11 protein-coding genes are annotated in these 14888 nt (G+C 58.0%); 9 read left to right on the top strand and 2 right to left on the bottom strand.

Going from position 1 to position 14888, the window contains the following annotated elements:
• Positions 1–97: 97 nt before the first annotated feature.
• Positions 98–700, bottom strand: a complete 603-nt coding sequence (locus WBR25_RS17305; RefSeq protein ID WP_374808442.1) for a short chain dehydrogenase — start codon at positions 698–700, stop codon at positions 98–100.
• 97 nt (positions 701–797) lie between these two features.
• On the opposite strand from WBR25_RS17305, the gene WBR25_RS17300 reads away from it, so the two are divergent.
• From WBR25_RS17300 to WBR25_RS17285, 4 genes are all read left to right on the top strand, one after another.
• On the top strand, positions 798–1697 hold the full coding sequence (locus WBR25_RS17300; protein ID WP_479749916.1) for a LysR family transcriptional regulator: 900 nt from the start codon (positions 798–800) through the stop codon (positions 1695–1697).
• A gap of 71 nt (positions 1698–1768) precedes the next feature.
• A complete protein-coding gene (locus tag WBR25_RS17295; RefSeq protein ID WP_479748730.1) occupies positions 1769–2410 on the top strand; it encodes a DUF2057 domain-containing protein in 642 nt (213 codons plus the stop codon).
• 74 nt (positions 2411–2484) lie between these two features.
• The gene (locus WBR25_RS17290; protein ID WP_005358267.1) at positions 2485–2931 is read left to right on the top strand and encodes an HIT domain-containing protein; all 447 of its coding nucleotides are present in this window, start codon (positions 2485–2487) and stop codon (positions 2929–2931) included.
• An 89-nt stretch (positions 2932–3020) separates the two neighbouring features.
• Positions 3021–3719, top strand: a complete 699-nt coding sequence (locus WBR25_RS17285; protein WP_005339098.1) for a DUF3334 family protein — start codon at positions 3021–3023, stop codon at positions 3717–3719.
• A 67-nt stretch (positions 3720–3786) separates the two neighbouring features.
• On the opposite strand, the gene WBR25_RS17280 is transcribed toward WBR25_RS17285, so the two are convergent.
• Positions 3787–4773 carry a DUF2860 family protein gene (locus WBR25_RS17280; protein ID WP_479748729.1) on the bottom strand — a complete coding sequence of 329 codons (987 nt, stop codon included), beginning with the start codon at positions 4771–4773 and terminating at the stop codon, positions 3787–3789.
• Between the two features lie 206 nt (positions 4774–4979).
• On the opposite strand from WBR25_RS17280, the gene arcB reads away from it, so the two are divergent.
• The 5 genes from arcB (at position 4980) to WBR25_RS17255 (ending at position 14884) form a co-directional block, all read left to right on the top strand.
• Complete coding sequence (gene arcB / locus WBR25_RS17275) at positions 4980–7292, top strand: aerobic respiration two-component sensor histidine kinase ArcB (RefSeq protein WP_213387409.1); 2313 nt, start codon at positions 4980–4982, stop codon at positions 7290–7292.
• 51 nt (positions 7293–7343) lie between these two features.
• The gene (dgt, locus tag WBR25_RS17270; protein ID WP_479748728.1) at positions 7344–8708 is read left to right on the top strand and encodes a dGTPase; all 1365 of its coding nucleotides are present in this window, start codon (positions 7344–7346) and stop codon (positions 8706–8708) included.
• A gap of 315 nt (positions 8709–9023) precedes the next feature.
• Positions 9024–9227 carry a hypothetical protein gene (locus WBR25_RS17265; RefSeq protein WP_005349248.1) on the top strand — a complete coding sequence of 68 codons (204 nt, stop codon included), beginning with the start codon at positions 9024–9026 and terminating at the stop codon, positions 9225–9227.
• 223 nt (positions 9228–9450) lie between these two features.
• Positions 9451–13692, top strand: coding sequence for an ATP-binding protein (locus WBR25_RS17260; protein ID WP_479748727.1), 4242 nt, complete (start codon positions 9451–9453; stop codon positions 13690–13692).
• Positions 13673–14884 carry an EAL domain-containing response regulator gene (locus tag WBR25_RS17255; RefSeq protein WP_236353034.1) on the top strand — a complete coding sequence of 404 codons (1212 nt, stop codon included), beginning with the start codon at positions 13673–13675 and terminating at the stop codon, positions 14882–14884. Before WBR25_RS17260 ends, WBR25_RS17255 begins: the two co-directional genes overlap by 20 nt.
• Positions 14885–14888 lie beyond the last annotated feature (4 nt).

Below are 14888 nucleotides of genomic sequence, written 5' to 3'. Positions count from 1 at the left end.
AAACGTTTGCTGGTGGCGAAAGATAGAAGCAAATAAACAGACGGGCCCCGCTATGGGGCCCATTTTTATTGCTGGTCTGGCGGCAAGCGAGCGGCGATCAGCCGTTCACTCTGAACACCTGACCGGTCTGGATGCCCAGCACCGACTTCTTGTAAGCCTGCGCTACCTTGGCGGCGGGCACCGGCACGAAGCCCGGGAAGAAGTTGGCGTATTTGTCCATCGACTCCGCCAGCACGGTCGGGCTTACCACGTTGATGCGCAGGCCCCTTGGCAGCTCGCAGGCGGCCGCTTTCACAAAGTGATCGATGGCGCCGTTGACTGTGCTGGCGCTCACCCCCCAGTTGATCGGCTCCTCGCTCAGAATACCGCTGATCAAAGTGATGGAACCCTTGTCAGTCAGATAGGGAATGGCGGCTCGGGTCAGGTTGATCTGGCCCATCAGCTTGCTCTCCAGTCCCACCTGCCACTGCTCGTCGGTCATCTCGGTCAGGCCGTTGAAGGCCACGCTGCCGCTGGCCACCACCAGCGCATCAAACTGGCCTACTTGGGCAAACAGCGCCTTGATGGAGGCGGGATCGCGCATGTCGACCGTGGCATCGCCACGGCTGTGGCCGACCCGGATCACCTGATGATCTTTGGCAAGCAGTTCACTGACCGCGGAGCCGACGGTGCCGGAGGCACCCACAATCACAATTTTCATCTGCATCACTCCTGGTTGGGATGTGTCGATTCTAGCGCAACAGAAAATGCGAAAAAGCGCGTAAAATAAACCCATTGTTTCCATATTGGAGCTAATGATGGATATCGCCCATCTGGCCAGCTTTTACGAGGTGGTGCTGCGCGGCAGTTTCTCGGCTGCGGCCGATACGCTGGGGGTCAGCAAGGGGATGCTGAGCCGCCATGTCAGCGCGCTGGAGACCTCCCTCAATGCACAACTGTTGCAGCGCACCACCCGCCGCCTCAGTCTGACCGAGGCGGGCAAGACCCTCTACCAGCAGGCGGGGGAGATCTTCGCGCTGGCTCGGCAGGCGGAGCAGGATATTCAGGCGCTGACCGAAGAGGATTGCGGACGACTGCGCTTTACCTGCCCGGTCAGCACCGGCGATCGCATGGTGAGCGAACTGCTGACCAGCTTTGCCGCGCTCTGCCCGGGAGTGGAGGTGGAACTCAATTTCACCAACCAGATGGTCGACATGAGTCAGGGGGAGAACGACATCGCCTTGCGCGCCATGAGCGAGGTGCCGGACAATCTGGTCGCGCTCCCCCTTGGCCGGCTTAAGGATGTGGTGGTGGCGAGCCCCGCGCTGGTGGCGCGAGAGGGGTATCCTGCCACTCCCTATGAGCTGAGCGGGCGCAGCTGCCTGTTGCAGGGGCACAATCCGGCCTGGGAGCAGTGGCACTTTATCCGTGAGGGGGAGGAGGCCCACATTCTGGTGCAGGGCAAGGTGCGGACCAACCATTACAGTACCGTGTTGCAATTGGCGCGTGCCGGTATGGGCTATGCCAAGTGCCCGCTGATGCTGGTGGAATCGCTGCTGACGGCAGGGGAGCTGGTGACCGTGCTAGATGAGTGGCAGAGCGGGCTGCATCAGCTTCATGTGCTGCATGCCCAGCAGCGGCGGGTGCCACGCAAGATCCGGCTGTTCAAGCAGGTGCTTGCCCAGTGGTTTGCCGAGCGACCCCACTACCTGCTCTGAGCGACGTTATTTTTCTGTCATCTTCGGCTGCTACCCTGCGCCCATCATCAGCATCAGGAAGATCAGCGGGAATGAAGATTAATAGAAGGTTGACCGGTTTTGTGCTGCTCTGTGCAGTCTTGGGGGCTGGCAGTGTGCAGGCCATGGTGGACGTGAAGGTTCCGGAGAATTTCCGCATTCTCGCGGTGAGCAACGGCACCTTGCTGGATGAGCAGCATGCCACCCTGGCTGATGGCGAGCAGCAACTGCTGGTGCGCTTCGAGGGGGTGATCCCCACTCGCAGCAGCAGCGAGAATGATCGGCAGGTACGCTCCGAGCCGCAGGTGGTGCGCTATCAGGGCAGTAATCAGCATTTGCAGCTGACGGCCAGCGTACCGGGAGACGAGCGGGGGATGCAGGCCTACGCCAAGGCTCCTGTGGTAGCGCTGCAGGAGAATGGCCGCGCGCTTGCCATCCAGCAGGATGTGCTGGTGACCAGCGGCATGCTGCTTGGGGTGGATTGGAACGGCAAACTGGCTGAATACAACCGCAGCGGCGGCAAGGCAGCGCTGACGGCCGTCGTTGTGACTACACAACCAACGGCTACGCTCTCCGGTGAGGCGCAACCTGTTGTGGCAGCCAGCGAGCTGGAAGGGCAGTTGCAGCAGCTGTTCCTCCAGGCCGATCCGGCCCTGCGCAAGCGCTTTATCAGTTGGGCCGTGCCGCAGCTTTAAGTTTTCCGCCCGTTGCAGTAACGTGGACACTCCTTTTTTCAGGCGCTCTGTTCATCGTACTCAACGAGGTTTTCATGTTTGAATTGCATTCACGCCTGCAGGCAGATACCCGGTGGCTCGGGGATCTGCCCCTCTGCCGTGTCTTGCTGGCCAAAGACAGCCAGTATCCTTGGCTCATTCTGGTACCGCGAGTAGCCAATCTGCGGGAAATTCACCATCTGGCGCCGGAGCAGCAGCAACAGCTGATGCAGGAGTCCTGCGCCGTCGCCGCCCTGATGGAGCAGGCCCTCAGCCCGGACAAGATCAACATCGGAGCGCTGGGCAATCTGGTGCCGCAACTCCACCTTCACCATGTCGCCCGCTTTGCGACGGATCGCGCCTGGCCAGGCCCCATCTGGGGCGCTCATCCGGTCGTGCCTTATGAGCCACAAGTTTTGGCCCAGCAGGCCGATATATGGCGTGCCCGGCTCGCCAAGCTGAGCGGTTTCACCCCTGTGGCTGCTGATAACGGAGTCAACTGAGAGGCGTGTCGCTATTTCAGTCTCCGGGCCGCGCCATCTGTTAGAGTTATGGTATAGATAAGCCCATTTTCGATGTTCAGGAAGGTCCCATGATAGTGACAAGATCCGATGACGATGCCGTATTGACCACAGAGGATGTGCTGCTCAGCCTGTGCAACTCGGTGACGGACGTTTTGAGTGCCGCGACCATGAGTCAGGTGCGGTTTTCCGGCATGGTGCAGCGGATCAGCAAGACCTGCCTCAAGCCGGATATCGGTTGTTTCGTGCTGTTCGATGGCGGTTTTTCCGGTCTGGTGGTGATCAACTTCTCCGCCGCCGCCGCCATGGAGCTGTACGAGAGCTACATGCTGAGCATGGGGCTCTCCAAGGAGGATCTCGCCATCTCCCACACCTCTGACGAGGTGAGCAACGTGATGGGCGAGCTGATGAACCAGATCGTCGGCAGCTTTACCGTCAAGGTGGGCCGGGATCTGCAGACCCACATCACCCAGAACCAGCCGAAGATGCTGGCCCTTAACAAGCAGGTGATGCTGAGCGTCGATACCAATCTCGACAGCCCGGAGTCCCGCCGCGTCACCTTCTTCACCGCCCGCAACAACATCTTCTATCTGGAGCTGGCGATGGACAAAACAGAGTTCATCCGCATCCACAATGAGGGGATGGAGCATGAAGAGCTGGATCCTGATGCGCTGATCGCCCAGGCCAAGCAGGATGCCGCCAAGCCGGCTCAGGCTGCGGCCCCGGTTGCCAACGATCACGACGATCTGCTCGATTCCCTGGGTATTTGAGGCAAACGCCGGATAGCAACAAGGCCACCTTCGGGTGGCCTTGTTGTATCGGTGCGTACAACCGTTATTAGAAGTTGTAGAGCAGGCCGGTGTTGAACATCACCGATTCAGAATCGTAGAAGTTGATGTCGGAATCGGACTTGGCGTAGCCAGCGGTAAAGGTTGCGGAGAGCGGTGCAATACCGAACAGGCGGTGCCAGAAGAAGGTACCGGTCAGGGCAAACTCGTCGGAGTCGGCGTTTTGGCCAAAGATCGGGTTGGCCTCATCATATTTGGTCTGGCCCAGATAGGCGTTGCTGACGAAAGACCACTGGGAAGCGCGCATGCCGTAGGTCAACTGGAGGCCATTGCTCTTGTAGCTCTGGGCGCTGCCATCCAGATCGGCTTGACGGTAGATAAAGGCTGGCTCCAGCATCTGACCGGGCGCCAGCTGCCATTTGTAGGAGAGGTCGAGGGCGTGGATTTTGCCGTTGCGATCCAGTTTGGCTGCTGTATCGGCGCCGTACTGGCTGCCGCTGCGCTCCTCATCCACCTCGATGTTGCGGGTGGTCAGGCTACCATTGAAGTTGCTACCCCAGATGCTGTCCCAGGCGAAGCGAACCCCTTTTGACTTGATATCGGTCGACTGACGGTCGACACCCACCGCGAAGGGATCGCTCCATTGCTCGGTCGGCATGGCATTAAAGACCACGGAGCCAGCTACGATGCCCTTGTCGCTCATTTCCTGACGGATACCGAGCTGCTGGGTGAAGTCGAAACGGATGGCATCCTGGATCAGGTTACCGAGGAAGACCTGGGTGCGTGTATCGGCAAAGGTGTAGCGGATATCGGCGTTGAGCAGCGGGGCAACGGCGGATCTGCTCTCGGCACTGCCCAGTCCGCTCAGGCGGCGGTTTTCATCATCACCACTATAAAAATTCGATTCGTAATTGATGACACTGACCCCGCCAAGCAGGAAACCGGACCAGCCAGACTCCTTGGGAATTTCACCCAAATCAGCATAAGCACTATTTGCGACCAGCAGGCCCAAGCCCAGCAAGGTGGTGTTGCGCATCGGATAACTCCTAAATTAAATGGTGGTGAATTTTTTCGGCCGGTGAGTATAAAGAAAAAACCTTAATGGCAACTGACTCAATATTGCCAATTATCCTAACCCACTCATTTCATTCGACGAATCGTTAATTAATTGTGCGAGATTAAGAAGAGTTCACTCGGTTGTGCTGGTATTCTGTACCGCGAATATCGGGGGAAAACAATAAGATGAAACAGATTAAATCCTGGGCGCAATATTATGTCGATCTGATGACCAAGCTGGGACTGGTGCGCTTCAGTATGTTCCTGGCGGCGGGCATTATCGTGCTGGCGGTCGCCATCCAGATGGGGGTGACCCTGTTCCTGCGCGGCAATATCGATGTGATCGACTTCGTTCGCTCGGTCTTCTTTGGCCTGCTGGTGACGCCCTGGGCGGTCTATTTTCTCTCCATCGTGGTGGATCAGTTGGAGGATTCCCGTCAGCGACTGAGCAGGATGGTGCGCAAGCTGCAAGATATGCGCGAGCGGGATCTGGAGCTCAATACCCAGCTGCAGGAGAACATCAGCCGCCTCAACGCCCAGATTGCCGAGACCAACCGGGCCGAGAGCCTGCGTCTGCAGGCCATCGAGGATCTCGAGAACGAGGTGTTCCAGCGAGAGAAAGCCCAGCTTCATCTGGGGGAGCGCACCGCTCTGCTGCGCTCCTTTATCGACTGCTCCCCCGATCTGGTCTACTACCGCAACGAGGATGAGCAGTTCTCCGGTTGCAACCGCGCCATGGAGGAGCTGACCGGCAAGGTGGAGGCCGAGCTGATCGGTCTGACCCCGTTCGATGTCTACAAGCAGGAGATCGCCAACAAGGTGGTGGAGACCGACAAGCAGGTTTTTGCCAGCAACGAGCCGCTCACCTACGAGCAGTGGCTGGAGTATCCCGATGGCCGTAAAGCCTACTTCGAGCTGCGCAAGGTGCCCTTCTTCGACCGCTTCGGCAAGCGACTCGGCCTGCTCGGCTTTGGCCGTGACATCACCGAGCGCAAGCAGTATCAGGACAAGCTGGAGAAGGCGAGCCGTGACAAGACCACCTTTATCTCCACCATCAGCCACGAGTTGCGCACCCCGCTCAACGGCATCGTGGGCTTAAGCCGGATGCTGATGGATACCCCCCTCGATCCCAAGCAGCATCAGCAGCTCAAGACCATTCACCTGAGTGCGGTGACCCTTGGCAATATCTTCAACGACATCATCGACTTGGACAAACTGGATCGCCGTCGTCTCGAAATTGCACCGACCCGTATCGACCTGCCTGCCTTCCTCGACGAGCTGGAGACCCTGTCGCGCATTCAGGCGGAGCAGAAGGGGCTCTATCTCCATTTCGATCGGGATGGCGACATGCCGCAATTTGTGATGGCTGACGGTACCCGCCTGCGTCAGGTGCTGTGGAATCTGGTGGGCAATGCGGTCAAGTTTACCGATGAGGGGGGCGTCACCGTGCGTTGCCTCTCCCATCCCGCCGACGTGCCGGGCAAGCTGGCCCTGCACTTCGAGGTGGAGGATACCGGTATCGGTATCCCTCGCGCCCAGCAGGAGAAGATCTTCGCCATGTACTATCAGGTGCAGGGCAAGAAACACGCCACCGGCACCGGCATTGGCCTCGCGGTCTCCCGTCAGCTGGTGCAGGCGATGGGCGGGCAGCTCTATGTGGACAGCGATCCGGGCGAAGGTTCCTGCTTTACCGCCGAGCTGGAGGTAGCTTGCGCCGAGCCTGTGTTGCCAGAGCAGGAGGAGGAGATGCCCCCCCTCGATATCCTGCTGGTGGAGGATGTGGAGCTTAACGTGACGGTGGCCTGCGCCCTGCTGGGCAAGCTGGGTCATCAGGTGCAGGTGGCACGGGACGGCACCCAGGCGTTGGCGATGGCCAACCCGGATGATTTCGACCTCATTTTGCTCGATATCCAGCTGCCGGACATGACCGGCTTCGATGTGGCGAAAACCCTGCTGGAGCGTTATGGCGACAGCCTGCCACCCATGGTGGCGCTCACCGCCAACTCCACCGGCGATCGCCAGTACTACCGGGATCACGGCATGCAGGATGTGATCAACAAGCCGCTTGGCTCCAAAGCGGTGCGGGAGGTGATTGGTCACCTGTTTGCCGATCTGGCCGAGGATGAAGCGGACGAGCAGGCTGATGCGGGCAATCAGGATGCCCTGCTGGATATCCCCTTCCTCACCGATTACGCCGATACCGTGGGCAAGCCGGTGCTGCTCTCCAGCGTCGATCTGTTCGAGAAGATGATGCCGGACTACATGGCAGTGCTCGACTCCAACATGATTGCCAAGGATCAAGCTGGGGTGGTGGAAGAGGCGCACAAGATAAAAGGGGCGGCAGGCTCCATTGGCCTGCGCCGTTTGCAGCAGACGGCTCAGCTGATCCAGAGCCCGGATCACCCCGCCTGGTGGGAGAACGTAGAGGACTGGATTGAGACGCTGCGCCGCGAATATCCCGGCGATATCGCCCGTCTGCGGCGCTGGTTGCTGTCTTGATGCTGGAGGTTGTCTTGAGTCTGATGGAAGTTGCTGGCAAGGAGCTGCGAGATGTATAGCCGTTTGATTACCCCCGCGCGCATCCACCCCTGGGGGGATGAGGAGCTGCTGGAGGCGACCGAGCAGGATCGCGCCCGTATCGTGCAGGCCGCGCCGGTGCGCCGGTTGCAGCAGAAGACCCAGGTCTTTCCGCTCGATGTGAAGGCCTCGGTGCGCAGTCGCCTCACCCACTCGCTGGAGGTGCAGGAGACCGGTCGCCAGATCAGCCGCCGCATTCTGGCTGCCTTGCCAGCAGGCACGGTCTGCGAGGGAGCCTTTATCAATCTGGTGGAGATGTCCTGCCTGCTCCATGACGTGGGTAACCCGCCGTTTGGCCACTTTGGCGAGCAGGTGATGAGCCAGTGGCTCGGCGAGATGCTCGATCCCCTCTATCAGCAGGCGCTGGCGCAGCCACCTTCAGCCCAGTGGGCTGAATTGCGTCAGGATCTGCAACTGTTTGATGGCAACGCCCAGAGTCTGCGGCTGGTGCACAGCTTGCACGAGCTCAACCTGACACTCGGACAACTGGCGGCGCTCTGCAAATACCCGCAGCAGCCCCAGCCCGGCGTGAGCTATGGTCAGCATCATGGCTGGAGCAGCAAGCGGGGCATCTTCTTTAGCGAGCAGCCGCTCTACCGGGCCCTCGGCCAGAGCCTGGGATTGGCCCCGGGCTGCCGTCATCCGCTGGTTTACATCATGGAGGCGGCCGATGACATCTCCTACTGCATCGCCGATCTGGAAGATGCGGTAGATCGGCGGATCCTGACTCAGGGTGAACTGCTGGCGGCGCTGCGAGCTGCTGACCAGAGTGACTACATGGGCACCTTACTGGATGACGCGCTTGCCAGTGGTCGGGGCTTTTTTCCCCATTTTCGCCAGCAACTGACCCGGGATCTGGTGGCGCTGGCGGCGCAGAGCTATGTCAGCGAACATCAGGCCATTTTGCAGGGCTCCTATCCGCAAGCGCTGCTGCACGGTCAGGAGCCGGCGGCGCGGGTGCTCGATATCCTCAAGCAGGTGGCCCGCGAGCTGGTCTTTATGCGCCCCGAAGTCGAGGCTCTCGAACTGGAAGGGTATGCGGCGCTGCGCGGGGTGCTGACCAGTTATGCCTGCCTGTTGTCGCTGCCAGCGCCACAGTTTACTCGCCTGCTGGCCGGGGAGGGGAGTCAGACGCTTTTCTTTGCGCGCCGCCTCTATCACCGCCTCTCGGCCCGCCATCTCAAGGCCTATCGATTGGCGATCGCCACCCCGGATCCGCGCTTTGCCTGCCAGAACGAGCAGGAGTGGTATTACCGGGTGCGGCTGCTGCTCGATTATGTCAGCGGCATGACGGATACCTACGTGCTGGAGGAGTACCGGCTGCTCTCGGGGATCTGATGCCCCAGGCTCCCCTTCGGGCAGCATAAAATGCCGTAAAAACGTTTAAAAAGGAGTCGCAAGAGGCTTGTTTTAAATTCGGATATTTTTTAGACTTCTGCAACCTGTTCAACTTTTACCCGGTAAGGAGACGAATATGCAACATCTGATGCTCAATATTGCATTCTCTCGCGGCACTGCGTGCGGCGTGAAATCTCGTGCTCTTTTACCGCGTGGCGTAAACAGGTAACCCCTGTCTTTTTATCACCCGCGGTTCGTCCCGCAGGGTGATATCCACTTTCTCCGGGAGAACCGCATGTTCAACTGGAGAATGTCATGTCTATCGAACTGGTTTTACTGCGCAGTGTTGAATCCCTGGTCCAGAGAAGGATTGCCCGGGTCGAGCGTCGTCTCGTGCAGGTCAATCTGTCGCCCGCCCTGCTCAGGGATATCGGGCTGGAAGGATATCAGGGTCAAATCGCCCTCGTTCGCGAGCGGGAGTATCAAACCGGCTTCCGCCTCGGGAATCGAATAACCTGATCGCGAAGGGGAGAATAAGATCCCCCTCGCTAGTGAAATGGCAGGCTGCATGCTTGCCATTTTTCCATCTTATGGTTGATTCCAGGTTCACATGTTGGTGACTCAGTATTATCCTCTCCGCCCTCTTTGTAACAGCTGTGATTGTTTTCTCGCCTTGCGTCGTCAGGATCTGCAAGATTAGAGGTGGCAGCCCTATCTGTTTTACTCATCAGGACAAGACCTTATGCCACTCCTTCGTCAGCTTTTTCTTCCCATGTTGCTGTTGTTTTCGGGCATGTTGGCTGTTGCGGCTCCCCAACCGCAAGATGAGAGCACAAGTAACGAGATTTCTGCACAAAAGGAGCTGCTGGTTGGGGTTCCCCGTGGCGGCTATCTCCCTTTCATCTATCAACTCCCCAACCTGCGTTATGCCGGTCCGCTCAAGGAGCTGGCCTCGCGCATTGCAGCCGAAATGGGCGTGTCATTGCGTTATATCCCCTACAACTCCTACGTGGATGCCCAGATTGCTCTCCAAGGCGGCCAGATCGATGCATTAATCGGAGTCGAACGTAATGCTCTTGAATTGAAGGGGATAAACCCTATTGGCAGTATCGGTTCTTATGCTCGCTCCATTTTAATGCATACCCCGGATCAGCGATTGACCCTGGAGCAGGCGCGCAAGTTACGCTGGGTCTGTATTCGCGGGTTTGGCAGTTGTAATGAATTGGCTCGTTTGGGGATCTCTGATGTAACTGAGCTGGAGAGCCGTACTGAGGCGACCTATATGGTCAAGCTGGGCGCTGTCGATGCATATCTTGATTTGGAACCCATTGTTTCCCTCAAGATGGAGAGAATGCCAGCGTCAATGGGGGTTGTCGCTCCAGGGTGGCTTTCTGGCAGCACGCTGACGATGGCGACCAGCTCCCGACAGCCAGAGCTGAGCGAGAAGCTTTGGCATGCATATCAACAGATACCCGTTGCAGACTCACGATTACGGTTGCATCAGAAAGATGAACGCGCCAACGCTGGCCTTTTGCTGGAACCAGATGAGGCTAGTTGGCTGAAGCAGAGAAACAAGGTGATCAAGTTCGCCGTTGCCCCCGGCTTTGCCGGCATCAGTGAAATCGATGACGAAGGTGAATTGCATGGCTATACGGCAGACCTGATGAAATTATTGAGTCTGCGCTCCGGGATCCGCTTTGAGCTGGCGTCGACAAATACCTGGCAGGAGTCACTAAAACTGCTGAAAGAGCACAAAGTGGACCTTATTCCCTTGATGACACCGCTCAAAGATCGTCAGTCTTTTGCCTCTTTTACCTCCTCCTATCTGAAGTTCGACAGCTATGTTGTAGCCAGACACGGTGCTCGCCCGCTGAAGTCGTTGGTCGAGCTGAAAGGGCGTCTGATTGGTGGTGTGACGGGCTCTTACGAAGCCTCTCTCATTCACGCGCTGGGCGCCAATATTATCGAAGTAGGCAAAGATGCCGATTTACTGACCTTGCTTGACACTGGGAGAGCCGAATATGTGCTGTTGACCATGACCAATCTGGGACAGCAGGCGATGAAGGGTTTCAATGATAAGTATCAGGTAGTGCTGAGCTCTCCCGAATTTTCCGTACCTATCAGTATGGCCGTCGACAATGCTCAGCCCGAGTTGCTCCGCATCATGGACAAGTTGCTGCTGACCATCACGGATGAGGAGTGGCAGCTGCTGGAGCGACGCTGGCTCAATGTGTCGGTCAATATCGAGTCTGATTACACCCTGATTTACAAGTGGTTGGCTATAGGGGGGGGCGCCTTGCTCGTCAGCGGTTTGCTGGTGATGCTCTGGGCTCGCAGTTTGCGTCGCCAGATTGCGCAGCGGAAAATCGCAGAGGACAAGCTGAACGAACAGTTGCTGTTTGTGCAGACCTTGCTCAACTCACTGCCAACCATGGTGGCGCTACGTGATAGCGAGCAGCGGATCACCTTGTGCAATCAGGCCTATCGCGATGCTTTCCTTGGTGCTGGCAGTAGCAGTGAGGAGCTGCAAAACATGCCAGAGACACTCAGAAACAGTGTGTTGGAAGAAGAGCGCCGGGTGTGGCAGACCGGACAGGATCTGGAGGGTGCAGGCAGTAACCTGCGAGCAGATGGCACGCCCTGCCATGTTATCTATGCCAAACGCCCTTATCGCGATCCCGATGGCAATATGCTGGGGGTGTTGACAGTACTGACCGATGTCAGCCGGATCAAGGAGGCGGAGGAGCGCGCCCGTCAGGCTGAAAATCGCCTTACCCAGATTACCGACAGCATGCCTGGGGTGGTCTATCAGTATTTGTGGCAAGGACCCGGCAAGGGGCGGTTTTTGTATGCCTCTCAGGGGGCCAGCGAGATCCTCGGGGCTTCCCGGCAGGACCTGTTCAATGCCGAATCGGGTGGTGAGGTGTTCGGCTTTACCGAAGAGGCGCTGCAGGATTTTGTCAGCAAGGTGGCCAATCATGCCGAGACTCTGGCGCCCCTCGATCTGGAGGTCAAGGTAGAGCGACCTGATGGAGATCGCTATCTGCAAGTGCGTGGCAACTTTGTCAGACAGGAGCAGCAGGCACTGATCCTTAACGGGGTGATTCAGGACATCACTGCCCTCAAGCAACAGGAATATGAGCTGCGCGAAGCTCGCGCCTATGCCGAGCAGGCGATGCAGGCTCGCAGCCGCTTTTTGGCAACCATGAGCCATGAGCTGCGCACTCCCATTTCAGGCATGCATGGCATGCTCGAATTGCTGCAAATGAGCGAGCTCAACGACGACCAGCGTTTTATGGTGCGCAATGTGGTCACCTCGACCAATAACCTGCTCTATCTGGTCAATGACATCCTCGATTTTTCCAAGATAGAAGCGGGTCAGTTGCAGTTGAATTACCAGAGCAGCCGCTTGCAAACGGTGGTCTGCGATGCCATTCGTGGCCACGCGGCACTGGCTCATAACAAGGGGCTCAATGTGGTGCTGGAGTGGGAGCATCATGTGCCGGATTGGGCCGACATCGATGGGGTGCGTATCGGTCAGGTCATCTCCAACCTGCTCAATAATGCGGTGAAGTTTACCGAACAAGGGGGGATTACTATCCAGGTCAGCTACCTGAGCGAGCAACTGACCATCAGTGTCAGTGACACCGGTATCGGGATCGCCGAAGAGAAGCAGGCGCTGCTGTTCACGCCTTTTGAGCAGGTGGAGTCAGATATCAACCGTCGTTTTGGTGGCACCGGCTTGGGGTTGGCAATCTGTGAGCAGCTGGTATGCAAAATGGGGGGGGCACTGACACTGACCAGCAAGGCAGGGGAGGGCTCCTGCTTCCGCTTCACCGTGCCGCTAACCAATCCGCAGTGGGATCCCCCAGCTCTGGCTGACACAGAATGGTGGTTTTTCAGCGATGACACCAACCTCGAAGCGGCCATGGTACGGCAGGGGGCCAAGCTCAGGTACTTGGGGGCCAATGAGCTCAGTCGCTCACTGGAAGGGTTGCTGTTGGCCGATCAACGGTGGCTTGAGCAAGCGCTGGGGGGGGAATGGCAAAGCTGGCTGCAACACTCTGCGCTGAAGGGGATCATAGCGTCACCCGATGAGGCGTTACGGGGTCGGATTGGTGAACAGAAATGGTGGCGCCTGGGTCTATCCCCTCTCTATCCGGATCTTCTGCTGGAGAGCTGCCACGAATTGCTACAGGAGCGGGTCACACCAATCCTCCCTGCGCTTGCAGAGAAGCTGGGTGGCAAAGTATTGGTGGCTGATGATCATCCGGTCAATCGTGCCTTGCTGGCACGGCAGTTGGCCATTCTTGGTATCGAGGCTCAGGTTGTGGAAGATGGCGAGAAGGCTCTGCGGGCCTGGCAGGGACAGCAATTCTCCCTGCTGTTGACTGATTGCCATATGCCGGTGATGGATGGTTATGCCCTGACCAAGGCGCTGCGGGCTGCGGGAGTGACGGCCCCCATCATAGGGGTAACGGCAGATACGTCGGAAGAGGCGAGTGATCGTATGGTAGAGGCTGGTATGAGTGACATGTTACTGAAGCCCTACCCACTGGATATCTTGCGCCAGATGCTGGCCCATTGGCTGGCAGAGAAGACGCCAACCAGAAGCGCGGTTGCGCCCGTTGTTGGGGCTACAGGCATGCAGGCTGAGCGCTGGTTAGCGTTGTTTGGTGACGAGCTGACCGCGCGAGCCATGGCGGTGGAGTATCTCGATTCCAACCGGCAGGATGGCGAGGCCATGATGGCCGCGCTGATTTGTCATGATGCCAGCGCTTTGGTAGAGACAGCCCACCGGATCAAGGGGGCTGCCCGAATGGTCGGGTTGGAGGAGCTTGCCAGCCAGGCTGCCATGCTGGAATCGGCAGCGCGATTGAAGCGGCTCGACGAGCTCGACGATCTGGTCAGCACAGTGCAGAGGTTGATGACGGCGATTGCCCACGACATTGGATTATGGCTCGATGAAAAAAGCACAACATGAGTTGGTCATCATGGTCGTGGAAGACCATGGATTTCAGCGCAAGGCGCTGCTGCACCAGATCCGCAGCCTGGGTTACCCGAATCTGCTGGAAGCGGTTGATGGTATCGAGGCGTTGGCGCTTAGCCAGCAACACAACGTCGATATCCTGTTTTGCGATCTGCGAATGCCCGGAATGGATGGCATGGCGCTGTTGCGCCGCCTGTCGCTAGGTGGTTTTCAGGGCGGCATTATCCTCTCCAGCGCACTTGAGGGGGATGTGGTGGAAGCTGTATTGCGTATGAGCACCGCTTATGGCTTGCAGGTGCTCGGTCGCATAGAGAAACCCTCAACGCCGCAGCAGCTCCAGCGGCTTATCCAGGCTTGGTCACCCCGGCAGGAACCCCTCAGGGAGGAAGAGGGGCACAGAATAGGACTCGATGAGTTGCGTCGGGCGATCGAACAAGATCAACTGCTGCCCTGGTATCAGCCCAAGGTGAGTTTTGCATCCGGCGAGTGGGTCGGGATGGAGGCGCTGGCCCGCTGGCAACACCCCGAGTTTGGCCTGATCCCGCCCGGGCGTTTTATTTCACTGGCGGAGCACAACGGGCTTATCGATCCGTTGACCGAGGTGATCATCAGCAAATCTCTGAGTGATGGCCATTTATGGGAGGAAACCGGGTTGTCACTCAATCTGTCGATGAACCTCTCCACCACCTCACTCATTGAAGGGGATCTTTGCAACTTATTGATTGATCAGTGCAAGCGCTGGAGTATCAATCCTGAGCTCATCACCCTGGAGGTGACCGAGAGCGCATTCGTACAGGATCTGGGCAAGTCTCTGGAGGTGCTGACCCGGCTAAGGATGCATGGTTTTGGCCTCTCCATCGATGATTTTGGTACCGGCTACTCCTCGATGCAGCAGCTGGCACTGTTGCCGTTCACCGAACTCAAGCTGGATCGCTCCTTTGTCGATCGCTGCCATGCCGATCCGTCACGTTTGGCTATCATCGAGTCCAGTATCGAGTTGGCCCGCAAGCTGGGGCTGAAGTCGGTGGCGGAAGGGGTAGAAGATGAGGCGACCTGGCGAGTGCTGGCCCAACTCGGTTGCGACCTTTGTCAGGGATTTTTCTCTGCCCGCCCGATGCCGCGCAGTGAATTGGCTAATTGGCACCGGACTTGGCAAGATAGATTGCCTACACTGATATCTATCTGATTCT

Source organism: Aeromonas sp. MTB (genome assembly GCF_056632455.1).
Note: the sequence above shows the minus strand (reverse complement) of the source record. Positions and strands in the feature narration are given on the sequence as shown.

Excerpts from the sequence above, each read along its gene's own strand:
- WBR25_RS17260 (WP_479748727.1), top strand. The coding sequence starts at position 9,451 with ATGCCACTCCTTCGTCAGCTTTTTCTTCCCATGTTGCTGTTGTTTTCG.
- WBR25_RS17255 (WP_236353034.1), top strand. The coding sequence starts at position 13,673 with ATGAAAAAAGCACAACATGAGTTGGTCATCATGGTCGTGGAAGACCAT.
- WBR25_RS17300 (WP_479749916.1), top strand. The coding sequence starts at position 798 with ATGGATATCGCCCATCTGGCCAGCTTTTACGAGGTGGTGCTGCGCGGC.
- WBR25_RS17305 (WP_374808442.1), bottom strand. The coding sequence starts at position 700 with ATGAAAATTGTGATTGTGGGTGCCTCCGGCACCGTCGGCTCCGCGGTC.
- WBR25_RS17280 (WP_479748729.1), bottom strand. The coding sequence starts at position 4,773 with ATGCGCAACACCACCTTGCTGGGCTTGGGCCTGCTGGTCGCAAATAGT.
- arcB (WP_213387409.1), top strand. The coding sequence starts at position 4,980 with ATGAAACAGATTAAATCCTGGGCGCAATATTATGTCGATCTGATGACC.
- WBR25_RS17290 (WP_005358267.1), top strand. The coding sequence starts at position 2,485 with ATGTTTGAATTGCATTCACGCCTGCAGGCAGATACCCGGTGGCTCGGG.
- dgt (WP_479748728.1), top strand. The coding sequence starts at position 7,344 with ATGTATAGCCGTTTGATTACCCCCGCGCGCATCCACCCCTGGGGGGAT.
- WBR25_RS17295 (WP_479748730.1), top strand. The coding sequence starts at position 1,769 with ATGAAGATTAATAGAAGGTTGACCGGTTTTGTGCTGCTCTGTGCAGTC.
- WBR25_RS17285 (WP_005339098.1), top strand. The coding sequence starts at position 3,021 with ATGATAGTGACAAGATCCGATGACGATGCCGTATTGACCACAGAGGAT.
- WBR25_RS17265 (WP_005349248.1), top strand. The coding sequence starts at position 9,024 with ATGTCTATCGAACTGGTTTTACTGCGCAGTGTTGAATCCCTGGTCCAG.